Source organism: Halomarina pelagica, from assembly GCF_024228315.1.
Taxonomy (GTDB): Archaea; Halobacteriota; Halobacteria; order Halobacteriales; family Haloarculaceae; genus Halomarina; species Halomarina pelagica.
Window position 1 is genome coordinate 310,372 of the sequence record NZ_CP100455.1, and the last position, 22,124, is coordinate 332,495.

Sequence of the window (22,124 nt, forward strand, 5' to 3'; positions counted from 1 at the left end):
GAACTCTCGCTTCGCGATGCCGTTCCGCCCGGCGACCCGTAGACGATGACCGCCTCGCGGTGGTCGTCCCACGTCCCCCCCCCCACTCCCGGAGCGCGTCGCTGGCACGTCTCCCGGTCGCTGCCGGCTCGCCGGTCGACTCGGCGCGTCCGCTGTCCGCGGCGAAGCCTCGTATCGCGGAGCGAGTGAAAACGATCGCCCGGCTACTCGCTCGCCAGATCGGCGAGCGCGCCGGCGAGGACGCGGGTCGCGGCGGCGCAGTCGCTCCAGTCGGTCCACTCCCGCGGGTTGTGCGAGATGCCGTCCCTGGAGGGGGCAAAGAGGAGGGCGGCGTCGGTCACCTGCGCGACGTGCATCGTGTCGTGGGCCGCCCCCGAGTGGAGGTCGAGCGTCGGAACGTCCGCGGCCTCGCCCGCGGCGTGGAGCGCCGCGCGAGGCCGATCGTCCATCGCGACGGGCCTGCGGTCCCAGGGGCGTTCGAGGGTCGTCTCGACCGGTCGCTCGCGCTCGATCCGCGCCAGGCTGTCCCGAGCGCGCCCGACGACGTGATCGATCGACTCGTAGTCGACGTCGCGCACGTCGATGCTCAGCGAGGCCCGACCCGGGACGACGTTCGGCGCGTTCGGCGAGACGTCCAGCTTGCCGACGGTCCCGACCGCGGTCTCCGACACCGATCGGCGCTCGTTCGTCGCCCGCTCGACGTCGAGGACGAACTCGCTCGCGGCGGCGAGCGCGTCGGACCGATCGTCCATGGGGGTCGAGCCGGCGTGGTCGGCCTCGCCGACGACCTCCACGGCGCACCGCGTCAGGCCCACGATCGTCGTCACGACGCCCGCCGGGACGTCCGCGCGTTCGAGCCGTTCCGCCTGCTCGACGTGGAGTTCGATCCACGCGTCCCAGTCGGCGGCGTCGACGCGCCCCTCGCCGCGGAAGCCGATGTCGGCGAGCGCGTCGCCGAGCGGGATACCGTCCCCGTCCTCGATCCCGAGCGCCTCCTCGACCGACAGCTCGCCGGCGGCGACCCCGGAGCCGACGAGCCCGCCGCCGAAGCGCTGGCCCTCCTCCTCGGTGAAGCAGACGACCTCGACGGGGCGCGACGGTTCCACCCCCGCGTCCTGCATCGTCCGGACGCTCTCGAGCGCCGCGTACACGCCGAGCGGGCCGTCGAAGATGCCGCCCTCCGGGACGGAGTCGAGGTGGCTCCCCGCGGCGACCGGGGCCGCGTCCGGGTCGGCGCTCTCCGGCGTCCACCGGCCGACGACGTTCCCGACCTCGTCGATGCGGGTGTCGAGTCCGGCGTCCCGGAGGCGTTCACAGAGGAACTCTCGCGCCCGTCGATCCGCCTCGGTCCCCGTGAGCACCGTTCTCCCACGGCCTTCCCTGCACGGCACGGCTCCGAACTCCGCGTTCGACTCGATGTCGCTGCGGAGTCGATCCTCGTTGACTCGCATGGTCGTACCTGCCGCATTTCGGGGCCGTCACATTACTGTTTGCAAACGTGGCGGTAGAGAGACAGGTGTCCGCGTCGGACGGGTCGTCTCTGATGGGTCGTCTCTGACGACCGTCTATCGGCGGAGACGATACGATAACCACAACAGTTATACCGGGCGGGTTGAATGCTGTTGTCTATGGAAGAGAGTGGCAAAGACAGTGGTGCTCACAGCCGTCGCCGCGCCTCTGAGCGCGACGGCGGTGGATTCGGCCGGCGAGCGTTCCTCGGTACGGCGGCGGCGACCGTCCCGGTCGCGCTCGCGGGTTGCACCGGCGGCGGTGGCGATGGTAGTGGCGGTGGCGGCGACGGGAACGGTTCGGGATCGTCCGGAACGCCCACGTCGGGCGGCACCCTCCAGTGGGGCGGTGCCGTGCCCGTCCAGGGGCTCGACCCCCACCTCGACAGCGCGGCGGCGTCGAAGCGCGTCCTCGAGAACATCTACGAGGAACTCGTCCAGTTGCAGAACGACTACTCGCTGAAGCCCCACCTCGCGAAGTCTCTCGAGAAGTCCGAGGACAACACGGTCCTGACGATGGCGCTCCAGGAGGGCGTGACGTTCCACAACGGGAAGGAGATGACCGCCGAGGACGTCCTCGCGAGCTACGAGCGGGTCGCGAACGGCGAGTACCTCGCCACCGGGTTCTTCGACTTCGTCGAGGGGATGCGGACGCCCGACGAGTACACCTTCGAGGTCCAGCTCACCGAGCCGTTCGCGCCGTTCATCGCGAAGATGGCGACGGCGGAGCTGGCGATCATGCCCGCCGAGGACGCGAAGAAGGGGAAGATCAGCGACCCCGTCGGTACCGGTCCCTACCAGTTCGCGGGCCGGGAGATCGAGACGTCGTTCACGATGACGAAGTTCGACGACTACTGGGACGGCGGCGGCGACGACGGGCCGTTCATCGAGAAGATCGTCAAGAGCGAGATCAAGGACCCGAGCGTCCGCCTCCAGTCGTTCCAGGCCGGCGAGTACGACTTCATCAACGGCATCGCGCCGAAGGACGTCGAGACGGTCAAGAACGCGCCGGGCACCCGCTTCGAGAAGCAGTTCCCCAAGTCGCTGGTCTACCTCGGGATGAACTGCGCCGAGAAGCCGTTCGACGACAAGCACGCCCGCCTCGCGCTCGACTTCGCGCTCGACAAGGAGAAGATCGCCCAGGCGGCGCTCTATGGCACCGGCCGGACGACGGCGACGCCAGCCGCCCCCGACAGTCCCTGGGTCAACCCGGACGTGAAACCGCGCCCCCGCGACCTCGAGAAGGCCAGGGCGCACCTCGAGAAGGCGGGGATGCCCGACGGCTACTCGGCGACGTTCAAGATCCCGCAGTCCTACCCGACGCAGGTCCAGGGCGCGAAGGTGATCGCCGACATGGCCTCGGACGTGGGCATCGACCTCCAGATCCAGAAGATCACCTGGAGTTCCTGGCTCTCTGACGTTTACTCGAAGCGGAACTTCCAGGCGACGACGAGTTCGTACCTGGCGCTGTGGTACCCGGACGTCTCCTTCTACAAGTTCCTCCACCCGAAGGGAGCGTTCTTCTTCACCGGGTGGACGAACGAGGAGTACAACGGACTGGTCGAGAAGGCCCGCCACCTGTACGACGAGAAGGAGCGCGCGGCCCTCTACCACCGGGCGACGGAGATCCTCCACCGGGAGCGGGCGGGCCACCTGTTCCTGTGGTGGCAGGCGAACCTCTACGGCGCGACGACGGCGTACAAGGGCGACATCGGCGCGCCCGACGGCTCGACGTTGCGCTTCCGGAACAACTGGCTGGACCGCTGACGCCACATCATACATGTCGATGTACAATTACGTGATCCGTCGGGTCGGGTTCATGGCCGTGACGCTGTTCTTCGTGACGGTCATCGCGTTCGGCGTCACCAACGTCCTGCCCGGAAACGTGGCACTGCTCATCCTCGGACCGAACGCGACGCCGGAGTCCGTCGCGGCGCTGAAGGCGCAGATGGGGCTCGACCAGCCGCTCTACCTCCAGTACGTCGACTGGGTCGTCGGCCTCCTCCAGGGGAACATGGGGACGTCGCTCCGGTTCGACGCGCCCGTGGCGCAACTCATCGCGGAGAAGCTCCCCCGATCGCTGCTGCTCGCGTTCGCCGCGACGCTCATCGCGGTGGTCCTGTCGATCCCGCTCGGGGTCTACTCCGCGGTCCGCCAGAACGAACCCCCGGACGTCGCCGCCTCGCTGTTCGCCTTCGTCGGCATCTCGATGCCCATCTTCCTCTGGGGGCTCGTCTTCATCCTGGTGTTCGCCGTCTGGCTCGACCTGTTCCCGACGGGGAGCTACGTCTCCCCGACGGCGGATCCGATCGGGGCGCTGACGCACCTCGTGCTCCCGGCCTCCGCGATGGGGTTCGCGCTCACCGCGTACATCATGCGGATGACGCGGTCGTCGATGCTGGAGGTGCTGAGCGAGGAGTACGTCAAGCTCGCCCGCGCGAAGGGGATGACCCAGCGGGTCATCGTCCTCCGCCACGCGCTGAAGAACGCCATCATCCCGGTCATCACCGTCGTCGCGTTCCAGTTCAGCTACGCGTTCGGCGGCGTGGTCGTCCTCGAGGAGGTGTTCTTCTGGCCCGGCATCGGCCGGCTGACGCTGACGGCCATCCAGAGCCGCGACATCCCCCTGATCCAGGGGTGCATCATCGTCGTCGCGGTCATATACATGCTCTCGAACTTCACCGCCGACCTGCTGTACGCCTACTTCGACCCGCGGATCCGGTACGGAGGTGACGACTGATGTCCGCCGAATCCGGCGAGACGGTGCGGGCGCGGCTGACGCCCACCGCGTCACAGCGCGAGCGGTGGGCGCGGTTCGCCCGCAAGTTCCGGAACAACACGAAGGCGATGGTCGGACTGACCATCGTGGCGTCGCTGCTCCTCGTCGCCGTCTTCGCGCCGGTCATCGCCCCCTACCCGATCGAGGAGACCGACATCGAGGCGCGCAGCGAGGCCCCGTCGCTCGCTCACCCCTTCGGCACCGACGACCTCGGCCGCGACGTCTTCAGCCGCGTCGTCATGGGGAGCCGCATCTCCCTGTACGTGGGCTTCGGTGCCATCTCCGGTGCCCTCGTCGTCGGGGCCGTGATCGGCGTGGTCGCCGGGTACGCCGGCGGCCTCGTCGACGAACTCCTGATGCGGATCATGGACGCGGCGATGGCCTTCCCGCCGGTGTTGCTGGCGCTCACGTTGATGGTCGTGCTCGGTCCCGAACTCAACAACGTGATCCTCGCGCTCGGGTTCGTCTACACGCCGTACATCGCCCGCGTCACCCGGAGCGCGGCGCTCGCCGAGCGCAACGAGGCGTACGTCGAGGCGGCGATCTGCCGGGGCGAGACGGACTCGCGGATCGTCTTCGGCGAGGTGCTCCCGAACTGCTCGGCCCCGCTGCTCGTCCAGGGGTCGCTCAACGTCTCGTTCGCCATCCTCGCCGAGGCCAGCCTGTCGTTTCTCGGCCTCGGCGCGCAGCCGCCGACGCCCTCGTGGGGACTGATGATCGACACCGGGCGCGGCTTCATGGAGAGCGCCCCCTGGATGTTGCTCTTCCCGGCCGTCGCCATCGGCGTCACCGTCATCGGGTTCAACATGCTCGGGGACGGCCTCCGCGACGTCCTCGACCCGAAGGTGGAGGCGATCGAATGAGCGCCGAGACCCCCCACGCGACGGGCGCGGGGAGCGGCGCGTCGCCGCTGCTCGACGTCCGTGACCTCCGCACGGAGTTCCTCACGCCCCACGGCCGCATCGTCGCGTCGAACGACGTCTCGTTCGCGCTCGACCGCGGCGAGACGATGGGACTGGTCGGCGAGTCCGGTGCCGGAAAGAGCGTGACCGCGCGGTCGATCCTCCAGCTCGTCGACTCGCCGGGCGAGATCACCGGCGGGCGGGTGATCTTCGACGGCGAGGACCTCCTCGAACGCTCCGAGGCGGAGATGCGGACGATCCGGGGCAACCGGATCGCGCTCATCCCCCAGGACCCGATGACCTCGCTCAACCCGGTGCTGACGGTCGGCACGCAGATCACCGAGACCATCGAACACCACCAGGGGCTGTCGGAGGAGGCGGCCTACGAGCGCGCCGTCGAGGCGATGCGCGAGGTGGGCATCCCCGACCCGGAGACGCGCATCGAGGACTACCCCCACGAGTTCTCCGGCGGGATGCGCCAGCGCGTCCTGCTCGCCATCGGGCTCTCCTGCAAGCCGGATCTCATCATCGCGGACGAGCCGACGACCGCCCTCGACGTGACCACGCAGGCGAAGATCCTCGACCTGCTGAACGAACTCCAGGAGGAGAAGGGGATGGGGGTGCTGATGATCACGCACAACCTGGGCGTCGTCGCCCAGACGTGCGACCACGTCGGCGTGATGTACGCGGGGAACCTCGTGGAGACGGCCCCCCTCGACGAGCTGTTCGAGGCCCCGAAACACCCCTACACGCGGGCGCTCATCGACTCGATCCCCGAGGTCGACACCGCCTACGACGAACTGCCGACGCTGGCGGGGGCGATGCCCGACCTCGGCGACCTGCCGGACGGCTGTAACTTCGCGCCGCGGTGTCGGTACGCGACCGAGGCGTGTCGATCGGGCGGTGACCCGCATCTCGACGCGGTCCCCGGCTCGAACGCGCGGGTCGCGTGCGTCCACGCCGCCGACCTCGACCTCTCCGAGCGACAGTCACCGGAGCGGGGCGCGGGTCGGCGGACCGTCGACCGGAGCGGCGAGCCGCTGTTCGAGGTCCGCGGGCTGAAGAAGCACTTCAGCGCCGGCGACGGGGTCCTCGGGAACGTCCGGCTGACGCGGTCGGGCGGCGGGCTGCCGACGCTCGAACGGCGGTACGTGAAGGCGGTCGACGGCATCAGCTTCGACATCTACCCCGGCGAGACGGTCGGCCTCGTCGGCGAGTCGGGTTGCGGGAAGTCCACGGTCGCGCGGACGGCCCTGCGGCTGCTCGAACCGACCGACGGGGAGGTCTACTTCGACGGCCGGCCGCTCCACGAGCTGGGCGGCTCCGAGGTGCGGAGCCTCCGCCGGGAGATGCAGATGATCTTCCAGGACCCGCACAGCTCGCTCAATCCCCGGAAGACCGTCGGGCAGATCGTCGGGCGGGCGATGGAGAGACACGGCATCGCGACCGGCGACGAGAAGCGAGCGCGGGTGGGCGACCTCCTCGAACGCGTCGGCCTGTCGGCCGGTGCGGCGAGCAAGTACCCCCACGAGTTCTCCGGCGGCCAGCAGCAGCGCGTCGCCATCGCGCACGCGCTCGCCGTCGAACCCCGGCTCATCGTCTGCGACGAACCGGTGAGCGCGCTCGACGTGTCCGTCCAGGCGCAGATCCTCAACCTCCTCGACGAGATCCAGGCCGAGGAGGGGATCTCCTACCTGTTCATCTCGCACAACATCGGGGTCGTCCGGCACATCTGCGACCGCGTCGCGGTGATGTACCTCGGGAAGATCGCGGAGATCGGGAGCATCGAGCAGGTGTTCTCGCCGCCGTTTCACCCCTACACCGAGAGCCTCCTCTCCGCGGTCCCCCACGCGGACCCGACGCGGGAGGTCGACCGCATCCTCCTCGAGGGGAGCGTGCCGAGTCCCATCGATCCGCCCTCCGGCTGTCCGTTCCAGACGCGCTGTCCGCGGAAGATCGGGGACGTCTGCGAGCGCGACGAGCCCGCGCTCGAGGGCGCGGACGACGACGCCCACCGGATCGCCTGTCACCTCTCCGCCGAGGAGATGAGCGAGCGCGAGTCGTTCATCGCGCCCGCCGGGCGGGGCGAACCGCGGACGGCGGACTCCGACTGACCGGCGGCCCCCTCACCGCCCGTGTCGCCGCCGACCGTCGACGGATCAATTGATGTAGAACTATTTACTCGCATATCGTCGAATATCGCCACCACGACGGTCGAACGGTCGCCGCGAGCGACGTGACGGAACCAGCGCCTCCGTGGCGGGCGTCTCGTGCGGGAGCGTCGGAGCGATTCGACCCGAAACGGGGGTTTCGGGGGTTCGAGAGAGTGCGGCGTCGGTGACCTGGCAGAACGGGCGGCGCGCGCCGGCGGCCCCAACGGGTGAGCCGCGGCACGCGGGGTTCGGGGTCGGACTCCGGATCACCGCCGTCGATTCCGCGCCCCGGGAGGCCGGGGTTCCGGTCCCCGTTCGAACCGACGACCTGTGCGGAGAGAATTCGAGCAATTACTTCTGTAGAACAGTGCCGGCGGTAGCCCGCGGTCAGATCTCGTCGATCCGCCGATAGTCGTCGTCGAGCGCCTGGGCGTCCTCGGGGAGCAGCGCGACGACGAGGAACCCCGCCTGCGACCGGAAGTGATCGACGAGTCGGGCGATCCGATCCGCGTCGATCGCCTCGAGGGAGTCGAGCAGCATGAACGGACAGGTCTCGTACACCTCGTGGACCAGGTAGCCCGCCAGCGCGAACACCAGTCCGGTCACCTCGCGCTCGGACTCGCTCAGGTGCTCGACCGTGTCCTCGTAGGCGGTTCCGGACTCGGTCGTTCGGACGACGTGTAGCTCGAACCCGGTCGACTCGACCGTCCGCCGTCCCTCGCGAACGGTCCGTTCGGTGCGTTCGAGCCAGATGCGGTCGAGGTTCGCGTACTCGAGCAGGTCGAGCACCGTCGCCATGTGCTCGTTGAACTGCTCGACCGCGCGCGTCTCGAGGGTCTCGATCCGCGTGCGGAGGTCGGTCAGCTCCTCGCTGACCGAGTCGCGCTCGCGTTCGAGGCGGTCGCGGTCGTCGAGGCGGGATTCGAGCGTCTCGATGCGGTCGGTCGTCTCCGCCAGGTCGGACTCCAGTTGCCCGATCTCGAACTCCAGTTCGTTCGCCTCGCGGTGGAGGTCGAGGACGGTCGAGTAGTCCTCGTTCTCCCGTTTCTCGACGGCCGCTTCGAGGTCCTCGATGCGCGCCTCCTGTTCCTCGCGGCGTTCCGCCAGCGTCTCGAGGCGGTCGCGCCGCCGGTCGAGTTCGTCCTCGATGCGGTTCAGGCGCGTCTCGAGGCGGTCGCGGCGACCGCGGCGCGCCTCCAGCCCGTCGAGTTCCTCCTTGACCTCCCGCAGTTCGCTCCGGACCGCGTTGCGCTCGTTCAGCCGCTCCTTGCGGAGCGACTGCAGGCGGTCGACGGTCGTCTCGACCTGGTCGACGTCGACTTCCGTCCCGCAGGTCCAGCACACCGTCGTGTCGCCGTCGAGCAACCGGTCGGTCACGGCCCCCTCGTCGTCCGCGAGCGCCTCCGTGACGTCCGTCGCGGTCCCCTCGATCATCTCGCGGTTGAACTGGATGATGCTCTGGAGTTCGTTGATGGTCCCCTCGAGCGAGCGCTGGCGCGCCCTGAGCTGTTCCTGCCGGCTCTCGAGTTCGTCCGTCCCGTCGAGTTCGTCCGGGAGGTCCGCGAGTTCCGCCTCGAGTTCGTCGCGCTCCGCCTCGAGCGCGTCGATGCTCTCCCGCTCCGAGTCGCTGTCGAACCTGACGGTCTCGAGGGCGGACCGCGCCTCGCTGAGCTCTCCGAGGGTCTCCTCGAGCGCCGACTGCTCCTCGCGGGACTGCGTGATGTCGGCGTCCGCGGCCTCGATCTCCGCCTCCTTCTCCGCGAGCGCGTCGCGCTTCGCCTCGATGCGGCGTTTTAGCTCCTCGCGCTCCACCTCGCGGTCTCCGAGTTCGTCCTCGAGCGACTCGATGGCGTCGAGTTCCTCGTCGATGCGGCGTTTCTCCGCTTCGAGCCGGCCGATCTCCGCCTCGATCTCCTCGGTGTCGACCGGCCGCATGATGAGGTCGTGGAGGTCGTCCCCGCGGGCGACGGTGCGGCGCGCCTCGTTGGATTCGAGCAGGAACGCGAACAGCTCCGCGGTCGTCGGGTCGTCGAGGTACGCCTCCCCGTCGAACGCGACTGCGGACCCCTCGCGCCGGAGCGTCCGGCGGTACGTCTCGCCGCCGACCGTCAGCTCGACCATCCCCTCGTCCGCGTCGCCCTTGAGCGAGACGTCGTCGCTCCCCAGCCCCGCCATGAGCGCCTGCAGGAGCGACGTTCGGTTCGTCGCGTTCCGCCCGCGGAGTACCGTCACGCCCGGATAGAACGTCACGTCCGTCTCGGTGATCCCACCGACGTTACGGACGTCGACCGTCACCTCCTCGGCGACGGCCTGTGGCGAGTTCATACGCGTGGGAACGGGTGCCGCAGGTATATCCCTTTTCGAACGATTCGACGGCCTCCCCGGGGCGGACGGGGCGATCGCCGTCCGCCGTCGGGCCCCTCCCTCTCCCGAGACGGAGTGTCCCGCCCGCCGAACGGGGCGACACGTATTACCACGCGTCGCTTCCGCTCGGGTACCGACATGAGCGAGCAAGCGTCCGCGCCGGGGGAATCACGGGAACGACGGGAGCGCTCGTCCCGCCCCGCCGAGACGGGGCCGCAGCAGCAGGAACGGCGGCTCGCGGAGAAGGCGGCGCGCCGTCGGTCCCGGGAGGGGGGAGAGCGCGCCCGAGCGAGCGAGGAGGGGACGGTCCACCTCAAGGTGTTCCGGTACGACCCCGAGGTCGAAGGGAAGCGAGAGCCCCGCTTCGATCACTTTCACGTCCCCGAGAGGAAGGGACTCACGGTGCTCGACGCGCTCATCTACGCGCGCGACCGGTTCGACCCCAGCCTGACCGTTCGCCACTCCTGTCGACAGGCGGTGTGCGGGAGCGACGCGGTCTTCGTAAACGGGCGTCAGCGTCTCGCCTGTCGGACGCAGATCGCCGACCTCGAGGAGCCGATCGTGGTCGAACCCCTCCCCCACCAGGAGGTCCTGAAGGACCTCGTCGTCGAGATGGGACACTTCTACGATCAGATGGACGCGGTCGAGCCGTTCTTCCAGCCCGACTCGCTCCCGAGCGACCCCCTGGAGGAACAGCGACAGTCGCGCGAGAACCGCGAGGCGATCAGGGCGGCCACGCGCTGCATCTGGTGCGCCGCGTGTACCTCCTCGTGTAACATCTACGCCGGCGACGACCGGTTTCTCGGTCCCGCCCCGATCAACATGGGGTACCGGTTCTACATGGACGAACGCGAGGGGAGCGACGCGCGGCGCAGGCGGCTTGCCATCCTGGACGAACCGCACGGAGTGTGGCGGTGTCAGACGCAGTTCTCCTGCACGGAGGTCTGCCCGAAGGACATCCCGCTCACGAAGCACATCCAGGAGATGAAGCGCGAGGCGGTGAAGAACGATCTCAAGTTCTGGTAGTCGAAGCGGTTCGGTCGGCTCTCCCCGTCGCCCGCTGCTCACGACCGACGGTCGCACCCGCCGGCCCGCAGCAGGTCGCTCGCCTCGTACCGCGTCCCGCAGTCCTCGCAGACGACCTGGACGGCGACGAACACGGAGAACGAGTCGATCCCGAGGCGGTCCGTTCGGCTGAGCCGGTCGACGGTCTCCTCGGTCGCCGCGACCGTCCGGTTGCGGAGCCGTTCGAGGCGGTCGCGGTCCTTCCGCAGTCGCTCGTCGTCGCTCGTCGTCGGGGCGGACGCCCCCCGGACCTTCCGCAGGTGGGAGTGGACCGCCCGGTGGGTCACGAAGTCGCGCCGGAGCGCCTCGACGTCGACGTCCGCGCGTTCGAGTCTCGACTCGGCCCGTCCGCGTTCGCCCCGGTCACGTCGTCGTCGGACAGCAGCCGATACGTCTCCGCGACCGTCCGGTCGGATCGGGGTACGCCGGCCGTCGAGAGCGCCGCCTCCAGGCGTGAACTTCCGCCGTGCCAATCCTTATCCTCCCTCCGGCCGAACCGTCGACCATGGTCGACGTAGCAATCGTCGGCGGCGGTCCCGCCGGGCTGAGCGCGGCGCTGTTCACCGCGAAGAACGGACTGGACACCGTCGTCTTCGACACCGACGAGACCTGGATGCACAAGGCGCACCTGTTCAACTACCTCGGGATCCGTAGCATCGCGGGCGACGAGTTCATGGCGGTCGCGCGCGGACAGGTCGCGGACCGCGGCGCAGACCTCCGGGCGGGCGAGGAGGTGACCGGCGTCGAATCCACCGACGACGGCTTCCGCGTGACGACCGACGACGGCGAACACGACGCGCGCTACCTCGTGCTCGCGACGGGCACCGACCGGGAGTTCGCGGAGCGCCTCGGCTGCGACACGGACGGCGACACGGTCGCCGTGAACCTCAGCATGGAGACGAGCGTCGAGAACGTCTACGCGACGGGCGCGCTCATCCGCGACCAGGAGTGGCAGGCCGTCATCTCGGCCGGCGACGGCGGCGCGGCGGCCCTCGACATCCTGAGCAAGGAGAAGGGCGAGCACTTCCACGACTTCGACACGCCCGCCGACGTGCCGGAGCTGTAGCGGTCGACCCCCGTCCGTTCACGACGGCGATCGACGCGGCGAGCCGTCCGAACGGCGCTCGGTTCGGCGTCGACTTTCGAATCCAGCGTCTCGACCGGACCCGACTTCACGATCCGGCGTCGACCGCGCCGTCCGACCGCGGACCGACGCTCGACGATGGCAGGGCCGCCGCGCTTCGTCCGACACCGGAACGATCGCGGCGGTGATCGCCGGATCCGCGCGCCCCCGGCGGTTTAGTTCTCGTAACCGCAACGGGAGTAAATCGGGCGCGTGTACGTACCGGTACACATGGACCGCTGGGCATACGGGCTCCTGTCGCTGCTCGCGCTCGCGACGGTCGGCGTCGGCGCGTTGACGACGCCGAAGCCCCTGGATGCGTTCCTCGTCGAGAGCACCGGACAGTTCGTGACGACGACGCTCGCGATGGCGTGGATCACGTGGTGGGCGCTGGTCCTCGGGTTCGCCATCGCCGGCGGCGTCGAGGCGTGGGTCTCGAAGGACCGGATCGCCGACTACCTCGAGGGCCACGGTCCCCGCGAGATCGGCGCGGCGACGTTCTTCGGGTTCGTCTCCTCGTCGTGCTCCTACAGCGCCATCGCGACGGCGAAGAACCTGTTCAAGAAGGGCGGTTCCGCGGCGGCCACCGTCGGCGCGTTCATGTTCGCCTCGACGAACCTCGTCATCGAGATCGGGGTGATCATCTGGATCCTGCTCGGCTGGCAGTTCCTGCTGGCGGACTTCGTCGGAGGGCTCGTGCTCATCGCGCTGATGGCGCTCGGGTTCGTCTACCTCGTTCCCGACGAACTCGTCGAGCGGGCGCGGCGCAACGCGATGGACGACGAGGAGCCGACCGCGCGGGACCCCGTCTGCGGGATGGAGGTGAACCCGGAGGAGACCGACTACGCCACCGAACACGACGGGCGGACCTACTACTTCTGTTCGCGAGCCTGTAAGGACGGTTTCGATCCCGAGGAGGCCAACACGACTGTTCGCGAGCAGGCAACGTCGCTCTCGGGGTGGAAGGCCCTCGCCGACAAGCAGTGGAAGGAGTGGGGGATGCTCTGGGACGAGATCGCCATCGGCTTCGTCTTCGCCGGCCTCATCGCCGGGTTCATCCCCGAGTCCGTGTGGACGAGCCTCTTCGCCGGCGGCGAGTCGGGCGCGCCGGTGTTCGTCCTCTGGACGGCCGCGCTCGGCGCGGTCATCGGTGTCGCGACGTTCGTCTGCTCGGTGGGCAACGTCCCGTTCGGGACCGTCCTCTGGACGCGCGGGCTGCCGTTCGGGTCGGTGCTGAGCTACATCTACGCCGACCTCATCGTCCCGCCCATCGTCGAGGCCTACCGGGAGTACTACGGGACGACGTTCGCCGCCGTCCTCTCTGCGATGATCTTCGTCGCGGCGGTCGTGACGGGGGTGCTCGTCCACTTCCTGTTTCTCGCGCTGGGGCTCGTCCCCGATCCGTCCACCGCAGAGATCGCGGAGGTGAAGATCGAACTCAACTACAAGCTCGTCCTGAACGTCCTCGCGACGGCGTTCTTCCTGTTTCTCTACTGGCTCCACCGACGCGAGTCGGTCGGGAGCGGGGAGGGATCGATGGCGACCTCCGCGGACTGAGATCGGTTCCGGGTCGTCCGCCCCTCCGACGGGCCGATCCTCCGACTCCGGCCCTTCGACGCTCGGACCCGCCGCCGACCCGTCGGATCGAACGAGAATATTGTGCAGACGACCCATTTATGTGAATCGACGACCAACGTCGCGTATGAGCTACCGAATGCAACGGCGGGTGGACGACGAGTTCGATCGGGTCGTCTCGCGAACCGAGGCGGCGCTCTCGGAGGAGGGCTTCGGCGTCCTCTCGGACATCGACGTGCGGGCGGCGTTCGAGGAGAAACTCGGTCTCGAGGGCTACCCGCGCTACCGGATCCTCGGGGCGTGCAACCCCGCGCTCGCGCGCGAGGGACTGGACGCCGAACCCGACCTCGGGGCGTTGCTACCGTGCAACGTCGTCGTCCGCGAGGACGGATCGGGCGAGGTCGTGGTGAGCGCGGTCGATCCGGGCGCGATGCTCTCGGTCGTCGAGAACCCCGCGCTCGACTCCATCGCGGACGACGTCGACGAGCGCTTCCAGCGCGTGCTCGACGCCGTCGCCGCCGGCGACTGAGCGGATCGCGGTCGGTCCTCCCGTCCTCCTCGACGGCGAATCACCGTCCCCGCCGACGGCCCTTCACGCTCTCAGCTCTCTCTCGAACGCGTGTAGTACGGCTTCGTGGTAGTATCACGCCTCCGCATATCTATCTGGAATGTGACTGTTTCGGGGAACCATTTCAAAATATCGTCGTATTATGCCGTTTTCGGTACTGTTAACGACGAGATATTTAGCGGCAGGACCGTAATTAACCGCTCTTCGACGGTGCGGGGACGATGATCGTCACTCCGATACGTGTTTCATAACGTTCCGACCGATTTCTGCAGATTTCAGTTACTGTAACTAACTATAGATAACCACCTAGAATGGACCCTCGTGACCGCGTAATACTCAGGTGAATTTGATTTGACGAAGTACCGGACGCACACGAAGGAAACACAACGCTATCGGACGAATTCATGAGCGATTCAACAGACACGGACGCATCGAACGACATCCCGGAGCCGGAGATGAGTACGGCGTCGCGGCGAACCTTCCTGAAGGGGAGCGGCGTGGTCGGCTCGGCCGCCCTCCTCGGGGGCGCGGGCATGGGGGGTGCGAACCTCCTCGACGGCGACAATCAGGGGACGGTCCCCGACGAACCGGACGACGGCGGCGAGGTCCGCCACTTCACGGTCCACGCCGTGGAGGTCGACCTCGTCTACAACCGCTACGGACTGCACCAGCCGAACGCGGCGGTGTACGTCCTCGAGGAGAACCTCGCGGAGGCGTGCGCGGCCTCCGGCGAGGTCCCGTGCGGGAACAACGTCGTCCTGGAGGACTCGCCGTTCTGCGACGACCTCCCGGAGATCGAAGGCGGCCACCGCGGTCACCACGACTGGTGTCCGCACCACGGGAAGGGTCACCACGGAAAGGCCCACCACGACCACCAGCACGGCGAGGATCCCGACCACCGTCACGCACACGGTGAGGACCACCACGGTGACGGTCACCACGATGAGCGGGCCCACCACGACCACCAGCACGGGGATCACCGCCACCACGACCACCCCCACGGCGACGATCACCACCGGGAACGCCGGGGGAAGCACCACCACCACGAGAAGGACGATCAGGGGAAGAAACACGGGCACGGGGGGAAGAAACACCGCGGAACGCATCACCACGGGGAGAAGAAGCGAAAGAAGCGAAAGAAGGATGACGTGGAGACGCGCGTCCTCCAGCCGCTCGTGCTCCGCGCGAACCAGGGCGACATCATCGAGATCGAGTTCGTGAACCACCTCGACCGCCACGCCTCGATGCACCAGACCGCCCTCCCCTACGACGTCGAACTCAACGACGGGATGGACGTCGGGTTCAACCCGAACACGACCGTCCCGCCGGGCGAGTCGATCACCTACCGCTGGCACGCGGCGCAGTTCGGCGGTCACTTCTTCCTCGACGGGGCGAACCAGGTGTACGACAGCGCCGAGGAGCCGCCGCAGGTGGCGAACCTGCTCTCGCGCGGCCTGTTCGGGACGGCGGTCGTCTACCCCCAGGGGACGACCTACACGGACCCGTACACGGGCGAGGAGGACCCGGTCAGCGTCCAGGCGGACATCCACGTTCCGGAGGACCTGTCCCAGGAGGCGATCGACAACGGCTTCGTTCCGGGCGTCAGCTACCGCGAGGTCGTCCTGCACTACCACACGCCGGAGGGCATCGTGACCTCTGACGGCGGGCAACTCACCTGGCCCGACAGCGACGAACCGCAGATGGTCCACGCGATCAACTACCGGGCCGATCCGACCGGGAACCGGATCGATCCGGACAACTGCCCGGCCTGTGATTCATCCGAGTTCTACAGCTCGTGGATCCACGGCGACCCCGGCGGCGGCGATCAGGTCTACCCGATGTACGTCGGCGATCCGGTCAGGACCATCTCCGTCGGCGCGTCGGTCGAGGAGAACCACGTCCACCACCTCCACAACCACCGCTGGAAGGAGGTGCCGCCGGACGACGACTCCGACACGATCGACTCGCAGACGATCGGACTCGGTGCCGTGTACGACCAGTCGCTGGTCCCCGCGTTCGGAACGCCCCGGGCGGCCATCGACGACTTCCAGACGGTCCGCCCGGACATGACGTACGCCGAGGCGTTCCAGGTCGGGGCCGGAGGTGCCCACGGCAACGCCGGAGACATCCTGTTCCACTGTCATCTCTTCCCCCACTACGGCGAGGGGATGTGGGGCATGCTGCGCGTGCTGGACAAGGAACAGAAGGGGCTGAAGACGCTCCCGACCAACGAGCCGCCCATCCCGAAGGACTCCGACATCCCCGGGTATCCGGACTTCATCCCCGGCGAGTTCGGCATCGGTCCGCCGTTTCCGCCGTACGGGGCCGCCGGTCTCGAGGAGTTCCGCGACCCCACCCCGGCGGAGCGAAAGGCGCTGACCCGGAAGGGAGAGATCATCCCGGGCGCGCCGTACACCGACCCGTGCGATCCCGAGATCGACGTTCCCGGCTACGACGGCCCGGACGTGGCGATCGAGGGGCAGAAGCGCGAGTACACCATCGTCGCGCTGCGAGCGGACGTCGTCTACAACGACGCCGGACACCACGACCCCGAGGGGCGGGTGTTCGTCCTCGAGGAGGACGTCGAGGCCGTGAAGTGCGGCGACATGAACCCCGAACCCCTGGTGATCCGCGCGAACGTCGGCGACTGCGTCGAGATCACCCTCAAAAACGAGATCGAGGAGGACGTGATCCCCGTGCCGACCGTCGGCAAACCGGACAAGTCCGGCGGGAAGTCGAACCACATCCACTTCGTCTCCTACGACGTGCTCGGATCGGACTCGCTCGCCAGCGGGTTCAACTACAACCAGCAGTCGCTCCCGGAACAGGAACTGCCGCTCCGGTGGTTCCCGGACGAGGAGGGGACGATCTTCTTCCACGACCACATCACGGGCGTCGAGAACGTCATGAACGGAACGTTCGCCCAGCTCATCATCGAGCCGCCGGAGTCGGAGTGGCTCGACCCGCACACGGGCGAGCCCATCTGGAGCGGAACGCAGGCCATCATCCAGAACCCGAACGGCGAGGACTTCCGCGAGTTCGCGCTCCTGTACCAGGACTTCGCGCAGCTCGTCGACCGCGACGGGGAGTTCATCAACAACGACCGGGAGCACAACGAGAACGCCGGGACGATGGCGATCAACTACCGGAACGAGCCGTACTTCATCCGCGACGAGGGCGATCCCGCCTACGTCCACAGCTCGTTCGTTCACGGCGATCCGGCGACGCCCACCCTCGAAGCCTACGAGAACGACCCCGTCAGGTTCCGGTTGTTACACGCCGCCTACGAGGAGCAGCACAACTTCACGATCTACGGTCGCAAGTTCGAGCCGGAGGGGCTCGACCCGCAGGACGCGGTGTCGCAGGTCATCGGGACGTCCGAGGCGTTCACCATGGACCTGCAACCCGAACAGGAGGAACCCGGGCTGGAGACGCTGACCGAGAACCCGGCCGGGCTCCCCATCCGCGATTACCTCTACGGGTCGACGGTCGTCGACGACCTCTGGACGGGGATGTGGGGGATCCACCGCGTCTTCGGCGCGAAGGTCCCGCACCTCCACCCGCTACCGGACCGCGGGGCACCGAAGGGGAAGATCACCCGCAAGGAGCTGAAGGAACTGGGCCACCCGGCCGCGTTCGACGACCGCGCGACGATCGGCCACGAGGCGAAGCTCCGCTACGACGAGGACGACGACCGGGCGTTCCCGCCGGACAAGGACGAGCGCCACAACCGGAGCATCCCCGAGAGCCCGCCGCCGATCGCGCCGCGTCCCGGCGATCCGTGTCCGGAGCAGGCCCCGGATCGGGTGTTCGACGTCACCGCCTTCCGGACCACGATCGAGTACAACGATCACGGCGACCAGGACCCGCTCGGGATCGTGTTCGCGATGGACAGGCACGTCGAGGACATCGAGGCCGGTCGGCGCAGGCCGACGCCGCTTACGCTCTGGGCAAACGAGGGCGACTGCATCCAGGTCAACCTCACCAACCGCCTGCCGGCGGCGATCGACGAGGAGGACCTGGAGGAGGACCTGCTCGCGTTCCTCGAGGACCTGCTCGACGACGTGGACCTGCACCCCGAGGACCTGCGAGACGCGCTCGCTACGTCCATCGAGCGCGGGGCGTCGCCCGAGGAGTGCGACGAGATCGTCGAGCGGTTCAGCGACGCGCTCTCCGACGACCTGATCGACCGGATCGAGGCGAAGGTCAGGGAGTTGCTGGAGCGGTTCGAGGGCGACGGGCTGAACAACGACCACGCCCACCCGAAGATGCGCATCGAGCGCCCCTGGAACCGCTCCGAGCGGATCTCGCTGCACCCCACGCGCCTCACCTACAACGTGCTGGGGTCCGACGGCGCGACGATCGGGTTCAACTGGGACCAGACGATCCCGCCCGGCGAGACCATCACCTACCGGTGGCTCGCCGACGAGCCGATCGGCACGAGCGTCCTCTGGGACAACGCGGACATCCGGAGCAACCGCCACCACGGCGCGTACGGCCGGATCATCATCGAGCCCGAGGACGTGGCGTTCGCGGATTCGAGCACCGCCGAACCCCTCATCCAGGGGCTGAGTCAGTCCGCGATGGTGAAGGACCCGGACGGCGAGGACTTCCGCGAGTACGCGCTCGCGTTCGCCGACGCGCAGTACATCGTCAACGAGGACCCGGACGCGCCGTGCGTCGTCCCGCCCGGACCGGACGCCGAGGGGGAGACGGGCGAGGGCGAGGAGCCGGACCCGTGCAACCAGATCCCGGACGACACCGAGGATCAGGGGTACCTCGGTGTCAACTACCGGTGTGAGCCGTTCATCCGGCGGTTCGACGAGGACCCCGACCCGTGGCAGGTGTACGACTCCGAGATCCACGGCGACCCTGCGACGCCGCTCCCGCGGGCGCTGCTCGGCGACCCGGTCGTCTTCCGCGTCCACAAGACCGCCGACAAGGCGCGCGGGCTCTCGTTCCACCTCGCGGCCCACCAGTGGAACCGCTTCAGGAACGTCGAAGCGTCCGAGGACATCGGCGTGGACGACCGGTTCACGGTCGGCAAGGCCGACCGGATCGAACCGTTCGGCGGGGCCGGCGGGCTGGCCGAGAGCACCGGCGACTTCGTCTACCAGGAGCTGAAGGAGCGCCGTCGGCTCGAAGCCGGCGCGTGGGGTATCTTCCGCGTCCGCGACAGCCTCGACGACTTCCAGCGGCTGATGCAACCACTGCCGGACAAGACTGCCGACGTGCCGCTGACCGAGCGCCCCGGCTGGGAAGTCGCGCACGGCGATCTGGCCGGCGACGGGACGCGGGACACCCTGATCGGCGTACCGTCGAGCGACATCAACGGCGTTAACGCGGGTGCCGCCTACCTGTTCGTCGGCCCGCACGGGCCGATCACGGATCTCCTCGACGCCGACGTGCAGTTCCTCGGGGCGACCCACGGCGAGCAGGCCGGACAGGCCGTGGACATCGTCAGGAACGGCGACGGGGGTCGCTCCGTCGTCGTCATGAGCGAGAGCGGGAAGCACACCGTCCCCGTCACGGAACTCCGGCGCGGGACGATGGACCTGGGGAACCTGTAGCCGGGCGGTCGCGGCGCGCCGGCCCGCGCTCTCCCCGTCCTCGCGACGTGAGCGGCGGGTGAGTCCACCCCGACGCGTTAGAGCGCGTTCGCGCCGCTGTGCGTACTCCTCTCTCGAAAAGAACGGGAGCGGCTTCCGATACCGCTGTCAGCAGTCCTCCTCTACCTCGAGTTCGACCGTCTTCTCGACGGTGAGTTTGGGGTCCGCCTCGACGCAGACCTCCTCCTCGAGTTCGACTTCCACCTCCTCGACGGCGCGGATCTGCCCTCGGACCTCCCCCGCCGGGTGCTCTTCCGTGTGAACGTTCACGTAGGCCCCGCCGTCGGCCATGGCCTCGATCAGCGCGCGGAGCGGCTTCCCGGCGAGCGGGCCGACCAGATCGTCCGCCCTGATCGAACCCTTTGCGAGGAGGCCGTTCTCCGTGACGCCCTGTTCGAGCGGCGCGACGAACTCGCCCTCCTCGTCCTCCTTCCCGAAGAGGAAGGCGACGACGGGGCCGTTCTCGCCGCGCTCGCCGAGGTGGATGTGCGCCTGCGTCACGTCCTTCACGTTCGCGACGAGGAGCGCGTAGTGGATGTGGAGACCGCCGTGTTTCGCGACCTGGAAGACCGCAGCGCCCTTCCCCTTCGTCTCGACCGGCGGGACCTCCTCGTCCCCCGTGAGCGTCCCCGCGCTGAACACCGGCCCTCGCTTGGCGTGTCCTTTCCTCCCGTGTTCCTTCTTCTCGTGTTCTTTCTCGTCGTCCGATCCCTCGGTCGCACCGATCGATTGCGTACCCAGCCCCGCGCCGGCGACCGTTCCGGCACCGACGAGTTTGAGTACGGTTCGTCTAGACGTGTCCATTGTATTTCTCCTCCGACGAGTCGTACGCTCCGACGAGTGACTAAATTGTTATACGGTAATCGGCGTGACAGAATGACTGTGCGGGTACCGGTACATCCACCGTATCGATCCGTTAACCGCCTCGTCGTGGGCGAATTTCCCGACCTCGGGATCGACCGACCGCTCGACGCTACCGGGCGTAACGAGACGGTAACCGGAGTCCTCCCAGGCGACGTCACACGTTCCTGACGGTCCTGTCCGTCGAGTGATTCATCGGAACTGGCGTTGGGGCGGTACCGCCCGATCGCAGGCGAGGCACGGGGTCGGACGTGCGACGAGGTAGGTACCGAAGACAGTAGCAGGGGTCGGCCGGGACGAGACTATCGGGAACCCAGCGATACGCTACGGACCGCGTGGGGGAGACCGGCCGACGTGCCCGTCGTCGGGTCGTCGGCGGCGTCACGTGCTATCGTTCGCCGCCGACGAACTGTGCCTTCGTCGGACGCGTAATGAACTTTCTGGTAATTGTGACTGTTTCTACGGCGTACCGATCTGGCGTTCGCGGCGGCGGTGCCGATCGAACGGCTCGAGAGACTGTCCGGCGGGAGACGGGGGAGACGATCAGAGCCCCGTCGGGTAGAGTTCGGGTACCGTCTCGCGCGTCGCGTGGAGGCGAAGCGGGTGGAGCGCGCGTCTCGTCGGCGTGGACGAACGCGTCGTACCGCTCCGGGAGCACGGTCGGCACGTAGTTCGCCGCCTCGCGGTTCGGGTGGTAGACGACGCCGATCGCCCGGTGGCCGCGCTCGTCGGCGAGCGGGGTACCCGCCGCGAGGTCGTCGGAGAGCAGGAGTCGGAAGCGATCGGGACGCTCACCGGACGATTCGCGACAGAACCCGCGCTTCCGCCTTCTGGAGGTGCTCGCCGACCGTCGACTGGCTCAGTCCGGCCGCCTCGGCCACCTCGGCGAGCGTGGCGCGCCGCGGAACCTCGTAGTACCCCCGATCGACGGCGATCGAGAGCACCCGGTACTGGCGGTCGGTCAGCAGTGAGGCGAGTTCCCGTGCCCCGGGGCGGTACTCGCCCGTCTCGAGGAGGCGCACGTCGACGACGTCGGCGACGGCGTCCAGTGCGCGCTCCAGCGACTCGGCGTCGCCGACGAGCGTCGCGTGGACCCGGCCGTCGGCCGCGAACTCGATCGGCACGTCGAGGACGACCTCCGACGCCGACAGCGCCGAGAGGAGGCTCCCGACGGGCTCTCCCAGTTCGCAGTGGACGTACGCGTACCCCGTCTCCAGCCCGACGACGTCCCAGGCGATCACGTTCGGCGCGTCCGCGAGCGCCCGCCTCGCCCGGTCGAGGTCACCCCGGAGGTGCGAGAGCATCACGATCGTCTCGTCGTCGACCACGTTGAAGCGGTCGATCCGGTCGCGTCGAACCCCCGCCGGAAGTTCGGTCCCCGTTTCCGGGGGGAGCCCCGTCCGCTCCAGGTCGAGCGCGACGGTCGCGTACCTCGTCGCGTCGCGCGGCTGGCTGTCCCCGCCGCGACCCTCGGCCCGTCCGCGCCCGTGGTTCGGTTCGTCTGTCATCGTCCCTCTCGAGGCCCGGTCAGCTGAGGCGAGGGGAGGACACCTGGCAATATAAATGAGCCGGAGTCCTCCGGCAGTGATCTCATGCGCCGTCCCGCCCATCCCCATC

The 22,124-nt window shown here is 68.4% G+C and carries 15 protein-coding genes; 9 read left to right on the top strand and 6 right to left on the bottom strand.

Annotation, left to right across the window (positions count from 1 at the left end; genetic code table 11):
• Nucleotides 1-203: 203 nt before the first annotated feature.
• Nucleotides 204-1,451 (bottom strand): Zn-dependent hydrolase, encoded by a 1,248-nt coding sequence (locus NKI68_RS20020; RefSeq protein ID WP_254546516.1) that lies wholly within the window; start codon nt 1,449-1,451, stop codon nt 204-206.
• 177 nt (nt 1,452-1,628) lie between these two features.
• Between NKI68_RS20020 and NKI68_RS20025 the strand changes: the two genes are divergently transcribed.
• Genes NKI68_RS20025 through NKI68_RS20040 form a run of 4 tightly spaced genes read left to right on the top strand, consistent with a single transcriptional unit; the run spans nt 1,629 to nt 7,303 of the window.
• On the top strand, nt 1,629-3,275 hold the full coding sequence (locus NKI68_RS20025; RefSeq protein WP_254546517.1) for an ABC transporter substrate-binding protein: 1,647 nt from the start codon (nt 1,629-1,631) through the stop codon (nt 3,273-3,275).
• A 13-nt stretch (nt 3,276-3,288) separates the two neighbouring features.
• Nucleotides 3,289-4,248 carry an ABC transporter permease gene (locus tag NKI68_RS20030; protein WP_254546518.1) on the top strand — a complete coding sequence of 320 codons (960 nt, stop codon included), beginning with the start codon at nt 3,289-3,291 and terminating at the stop codon, nt 4,246-4,248.
• Nucleotides 4,248-5,150, top strand: a complete 903-nt coding sequence (locus NKI68_RS20035; protein ID WP_254546519.1) for an ABC transporter permease — start codon at nt 4,248-4,250, stop codon at nt 5,148-5,150. Before NKI68_RS20030 ends, NKI68_RS20035 begins: the two co-directional genes overlap by 1 nt.
• Entirely contained in the window at nt 5,147-7,303 is a 2,157-nt protein-coding gene (locus NKI68_RS20040) for a dipeptide ABC transporter ATP-binding protein (RefSeq protein WP_254546520.1), read from the top strand. Before NKI68_RS20035 ends, NKI68_RS20040 begins: the two co-directional genes overlap by 4 nt.
• 426 nt (nt 7,304-7,729) lie before the next feature.
• Here NKI68_RS20040 and NKI68_RS20045 read toward each other — a convergent pair whose 3' ends face one another.
• The gene (locus NKI68_RS20045; RefSeq protein WP_254546521.1) at nt 7,730-9,667 is read right to left on the bottom strand and encodes an archaea-specific SMC-related protein; all 1,938 of its coding nucleotides are present in this window, start codon (nt 9,665-9,667) and stop codon (nt 7,730-7,732) included.
• A gap of 177 nt (nt 9,668-9,844) precedes the next feature.
• On the opposite strand from NKI68_RS20045, the gene NKI68_RS20050 reads away from it, so the two are divergent.
• Nucleotides 9,845-10,732, top strand: coding sequence for a succinate dehydrogenase/fumarate reductase iron-sulfur subunit (locus NKI68_RS20050; RefSeq protein ID WP_254546522.1), 888 nt, complete (start codon nt 9,845-9,847; stop codon nt 10,730-10,732).
• 38 nt (nt 10,733-10,770) lie between these two features.
• Here the strand turns inward: NKI68_RS20050 and rdfA are convergent, their stop codons facing one another.
• Nucleotides 10,771-11,244, bottom strand: a complete 474-nt coding sequence (gene rdfA / locus NKI68_RS23855) for a rod-determining factor RdfA (protein WP_368410980.1) — start codon at nt 11,242-11,244, stop codon at nt 10,771-10,773.
• A gap of 32 nt (nt 11,245-11,276) precedes the next feature.
• Between rdfA and NKI68_RS20060 the strand changes: the two genes are divergently transcribed.
• The 4 genes from NKI68_RS20060 to NKI68_RS20075 all read left to right on the top strand — a co-directional run bounded on the left by NKI68_RS20060 (nt 11,277) and on the right by NKI68_RS20075 (nt 19,607).
• Nucleotides 11,277-11,837, top strand: coding sequence for an FAD-dependent oxidoreductase (locus NKI68_RS20060; RefSeq protein WP_254546524.1), 561 nt, complete (start codon nt 11,277-11,279; stop codon nt 11,835-11,837).
• Nucleotides 11,838-12,125: 288 nt separating this feature from the next.
• Nucleotides 12,126-13,451, top strand: a complete 1,326-nt coding sequence (locus NKI68_RS20065; RefSeq protein ID WP_254546525.1) for a permease — start codon at nt 12,126-12,128, stop codon at nt 13,449-13,451.
• Between the two features lie 145 nt (nt 13,452-13,596).
• A complete protein-coding gene (locus tag NKI68_RS20070; RefSeq protein WP_254546526.1) occupies nt 13,597-13,998 on the top strand; it encodes a DUF302 domain-containing protein in 402 nt (133 codons plus the stop codon).
• A gap of 443 nt (nt 13,999-14,441) precedes the next feature.
• Nucleotides 14,442-19,607, top strand: a complete 5,166-nt coding sequence (locus NKI68_RS20075; protein ID WP_303657489.1) for a multicopper oxidase domain-containing protein — start codon at nt 14,442-14,444, stop codon at nt 19,605-19,607.
• 147 nt (nt 19,608-19,754) lie between these two features.
• Here NKI68_RS20075 and NKI68_RS20080 read toward each other — a convergent pair whose 3' ends face one another.
• From NKI68_RS20080 to NKI68_RS20090, 3 genes are all read right to left on the bottom strand, one after another.
• Nucleotides 19,755-20,450: a CHRD domain-containing protein gene (locus NKI68_RS20080; protein WP_254546527.1), complete on the bottom strand. Its 696-nt coding sequence runs from the start codon at nt 20,448-20,450 to the stop codon at nt 19,755-19,757.
• A 445-nt stretch (nt 20,451-20,895) separates the two neighbouring features.
• Nucleotides 20,896-21,276, bottom strand: coding sequence for an erythromycin esterase family protein (locus NKI68_RS23990; protein ID WP_438267822.1), 381 nt, complete (start codon nt 21,274-21,276; stop codon nt 20,896-20,898).
• Nucleotides 21,277-21,298: 22 nt separating this feature from the next.
• On the bottom strand, nt 21,299-22,015 hold the full coding sequence (locus tag NKI68_RS20090) for a helix-turn-helix domain-containing protein (RefSeq protein WP_254546528.1): 717 nt from the start codon (nt 22,013-22,015) through the stop codon (nt 21,299-21,301).
• Nucleotides 22,016-22,124: the final 109 nt, after the last annotated feature.

What these genes read in the sequence shown, in the direction of transcription:
- NKI68_RS20030 (WP_254546518.1), top strand. Translation starts at nt 3,289, where the DNA reads ATGTCGATGTACAATTACGTGATCCGTCGGGTCGGGTTCATGGCCGTG.
- NKI68_RS20060 (WP_254546524.1), top strand. Translation starts at nt 11,277, where the DNA reads ATGGTCGACGTAGCAATCGTCGGCGGCGGTCCCGCCGGGCTGAGCGCG.
- NKI68_RS20080 (WP_254546527.1), bottom strand. Translation starts at nt 20,450, where the DNA reads ATGGACACGTCTAGACGAACCGTACTCAAACTCGTCGGTGCCGGAACG.
- NKI68_RS20020 (WP_254546516.1), bottom strand. Translation starts at nt 1,451, where the DNA reads ATGCGAGTCAACGAGGATCGACTCCGCAGCGACATCGAGTCGAACGCG.
- NKI68_RS20045 (WP_254546521.1), bottom strand. Translation starts at nt 9,667, where the DNA reads ATGAACTCGCCACAGGCCGTCGCCGAGGAGGTGACGGTCGACGTCCGT.
- NKI68_RS20050 (WP_254546522.1), top strand. Translation starts at nt 9,845, where the DNA reads ATGAGCGAGCAAGCGTCCGCGCCGGGGGAATCACGGGAACGACGGGAG.
- NKI68_RS20025 (WP_254546517.1), top strand. Translation starts at nt 1,629, where the DNA reads ATGGAAGAGAGTGGCAAAGACAGTGGTGCTCACAGCCGTCGCCGCGCC.
- NKI68_RS20040 (WP_254546520.1), top strand. Translation starts at nt 5,147, where the DNA reads ATGAGCGCCGAGACCCCCCACGCGACGGGCGCGGGGAGCGGCGCGTCG.
- NKI68_RS20070 (WP_254546526.1), top strand. Translation starts at nt 13,597, where the DNA reads ATGAGCTACCGAATGCAACGGCGGGTGGACGACGAGTTCGATCGGGTC.
- NKI68_RS20065 (WP_254546525.1), top strand. Translation starts at nt 12,126, where the DNA reads ATGGACCGCTGGGCATACGGGCTCCTGTCGCTGCTCGCGCTCGCGACG.
- NKI68_RS20035 (WP_254546519.1), top strand. Translation starts at nt 4,248, where the DNA reads ATGTCCGCCGAATCCGGCGAGACGGTGCGGGCGCGGCTGACGCCCACC.
- NKI68_RS20090 (WP_254546528.1), bottom strand. Translation starts at nt 22,015, where the DNA reads ATGACAGACGAACCGAACCACGGGCGCGGACGGGCCGAGGGTCGCGGC.
- NKI68_RS20075 (WP_303657489.1), top strand. Translation starts at nt 14,442, where the DNA reads ATGAGCGATTCAACAGACACGGACGCATCGAACGACATCCCGGAGCCG.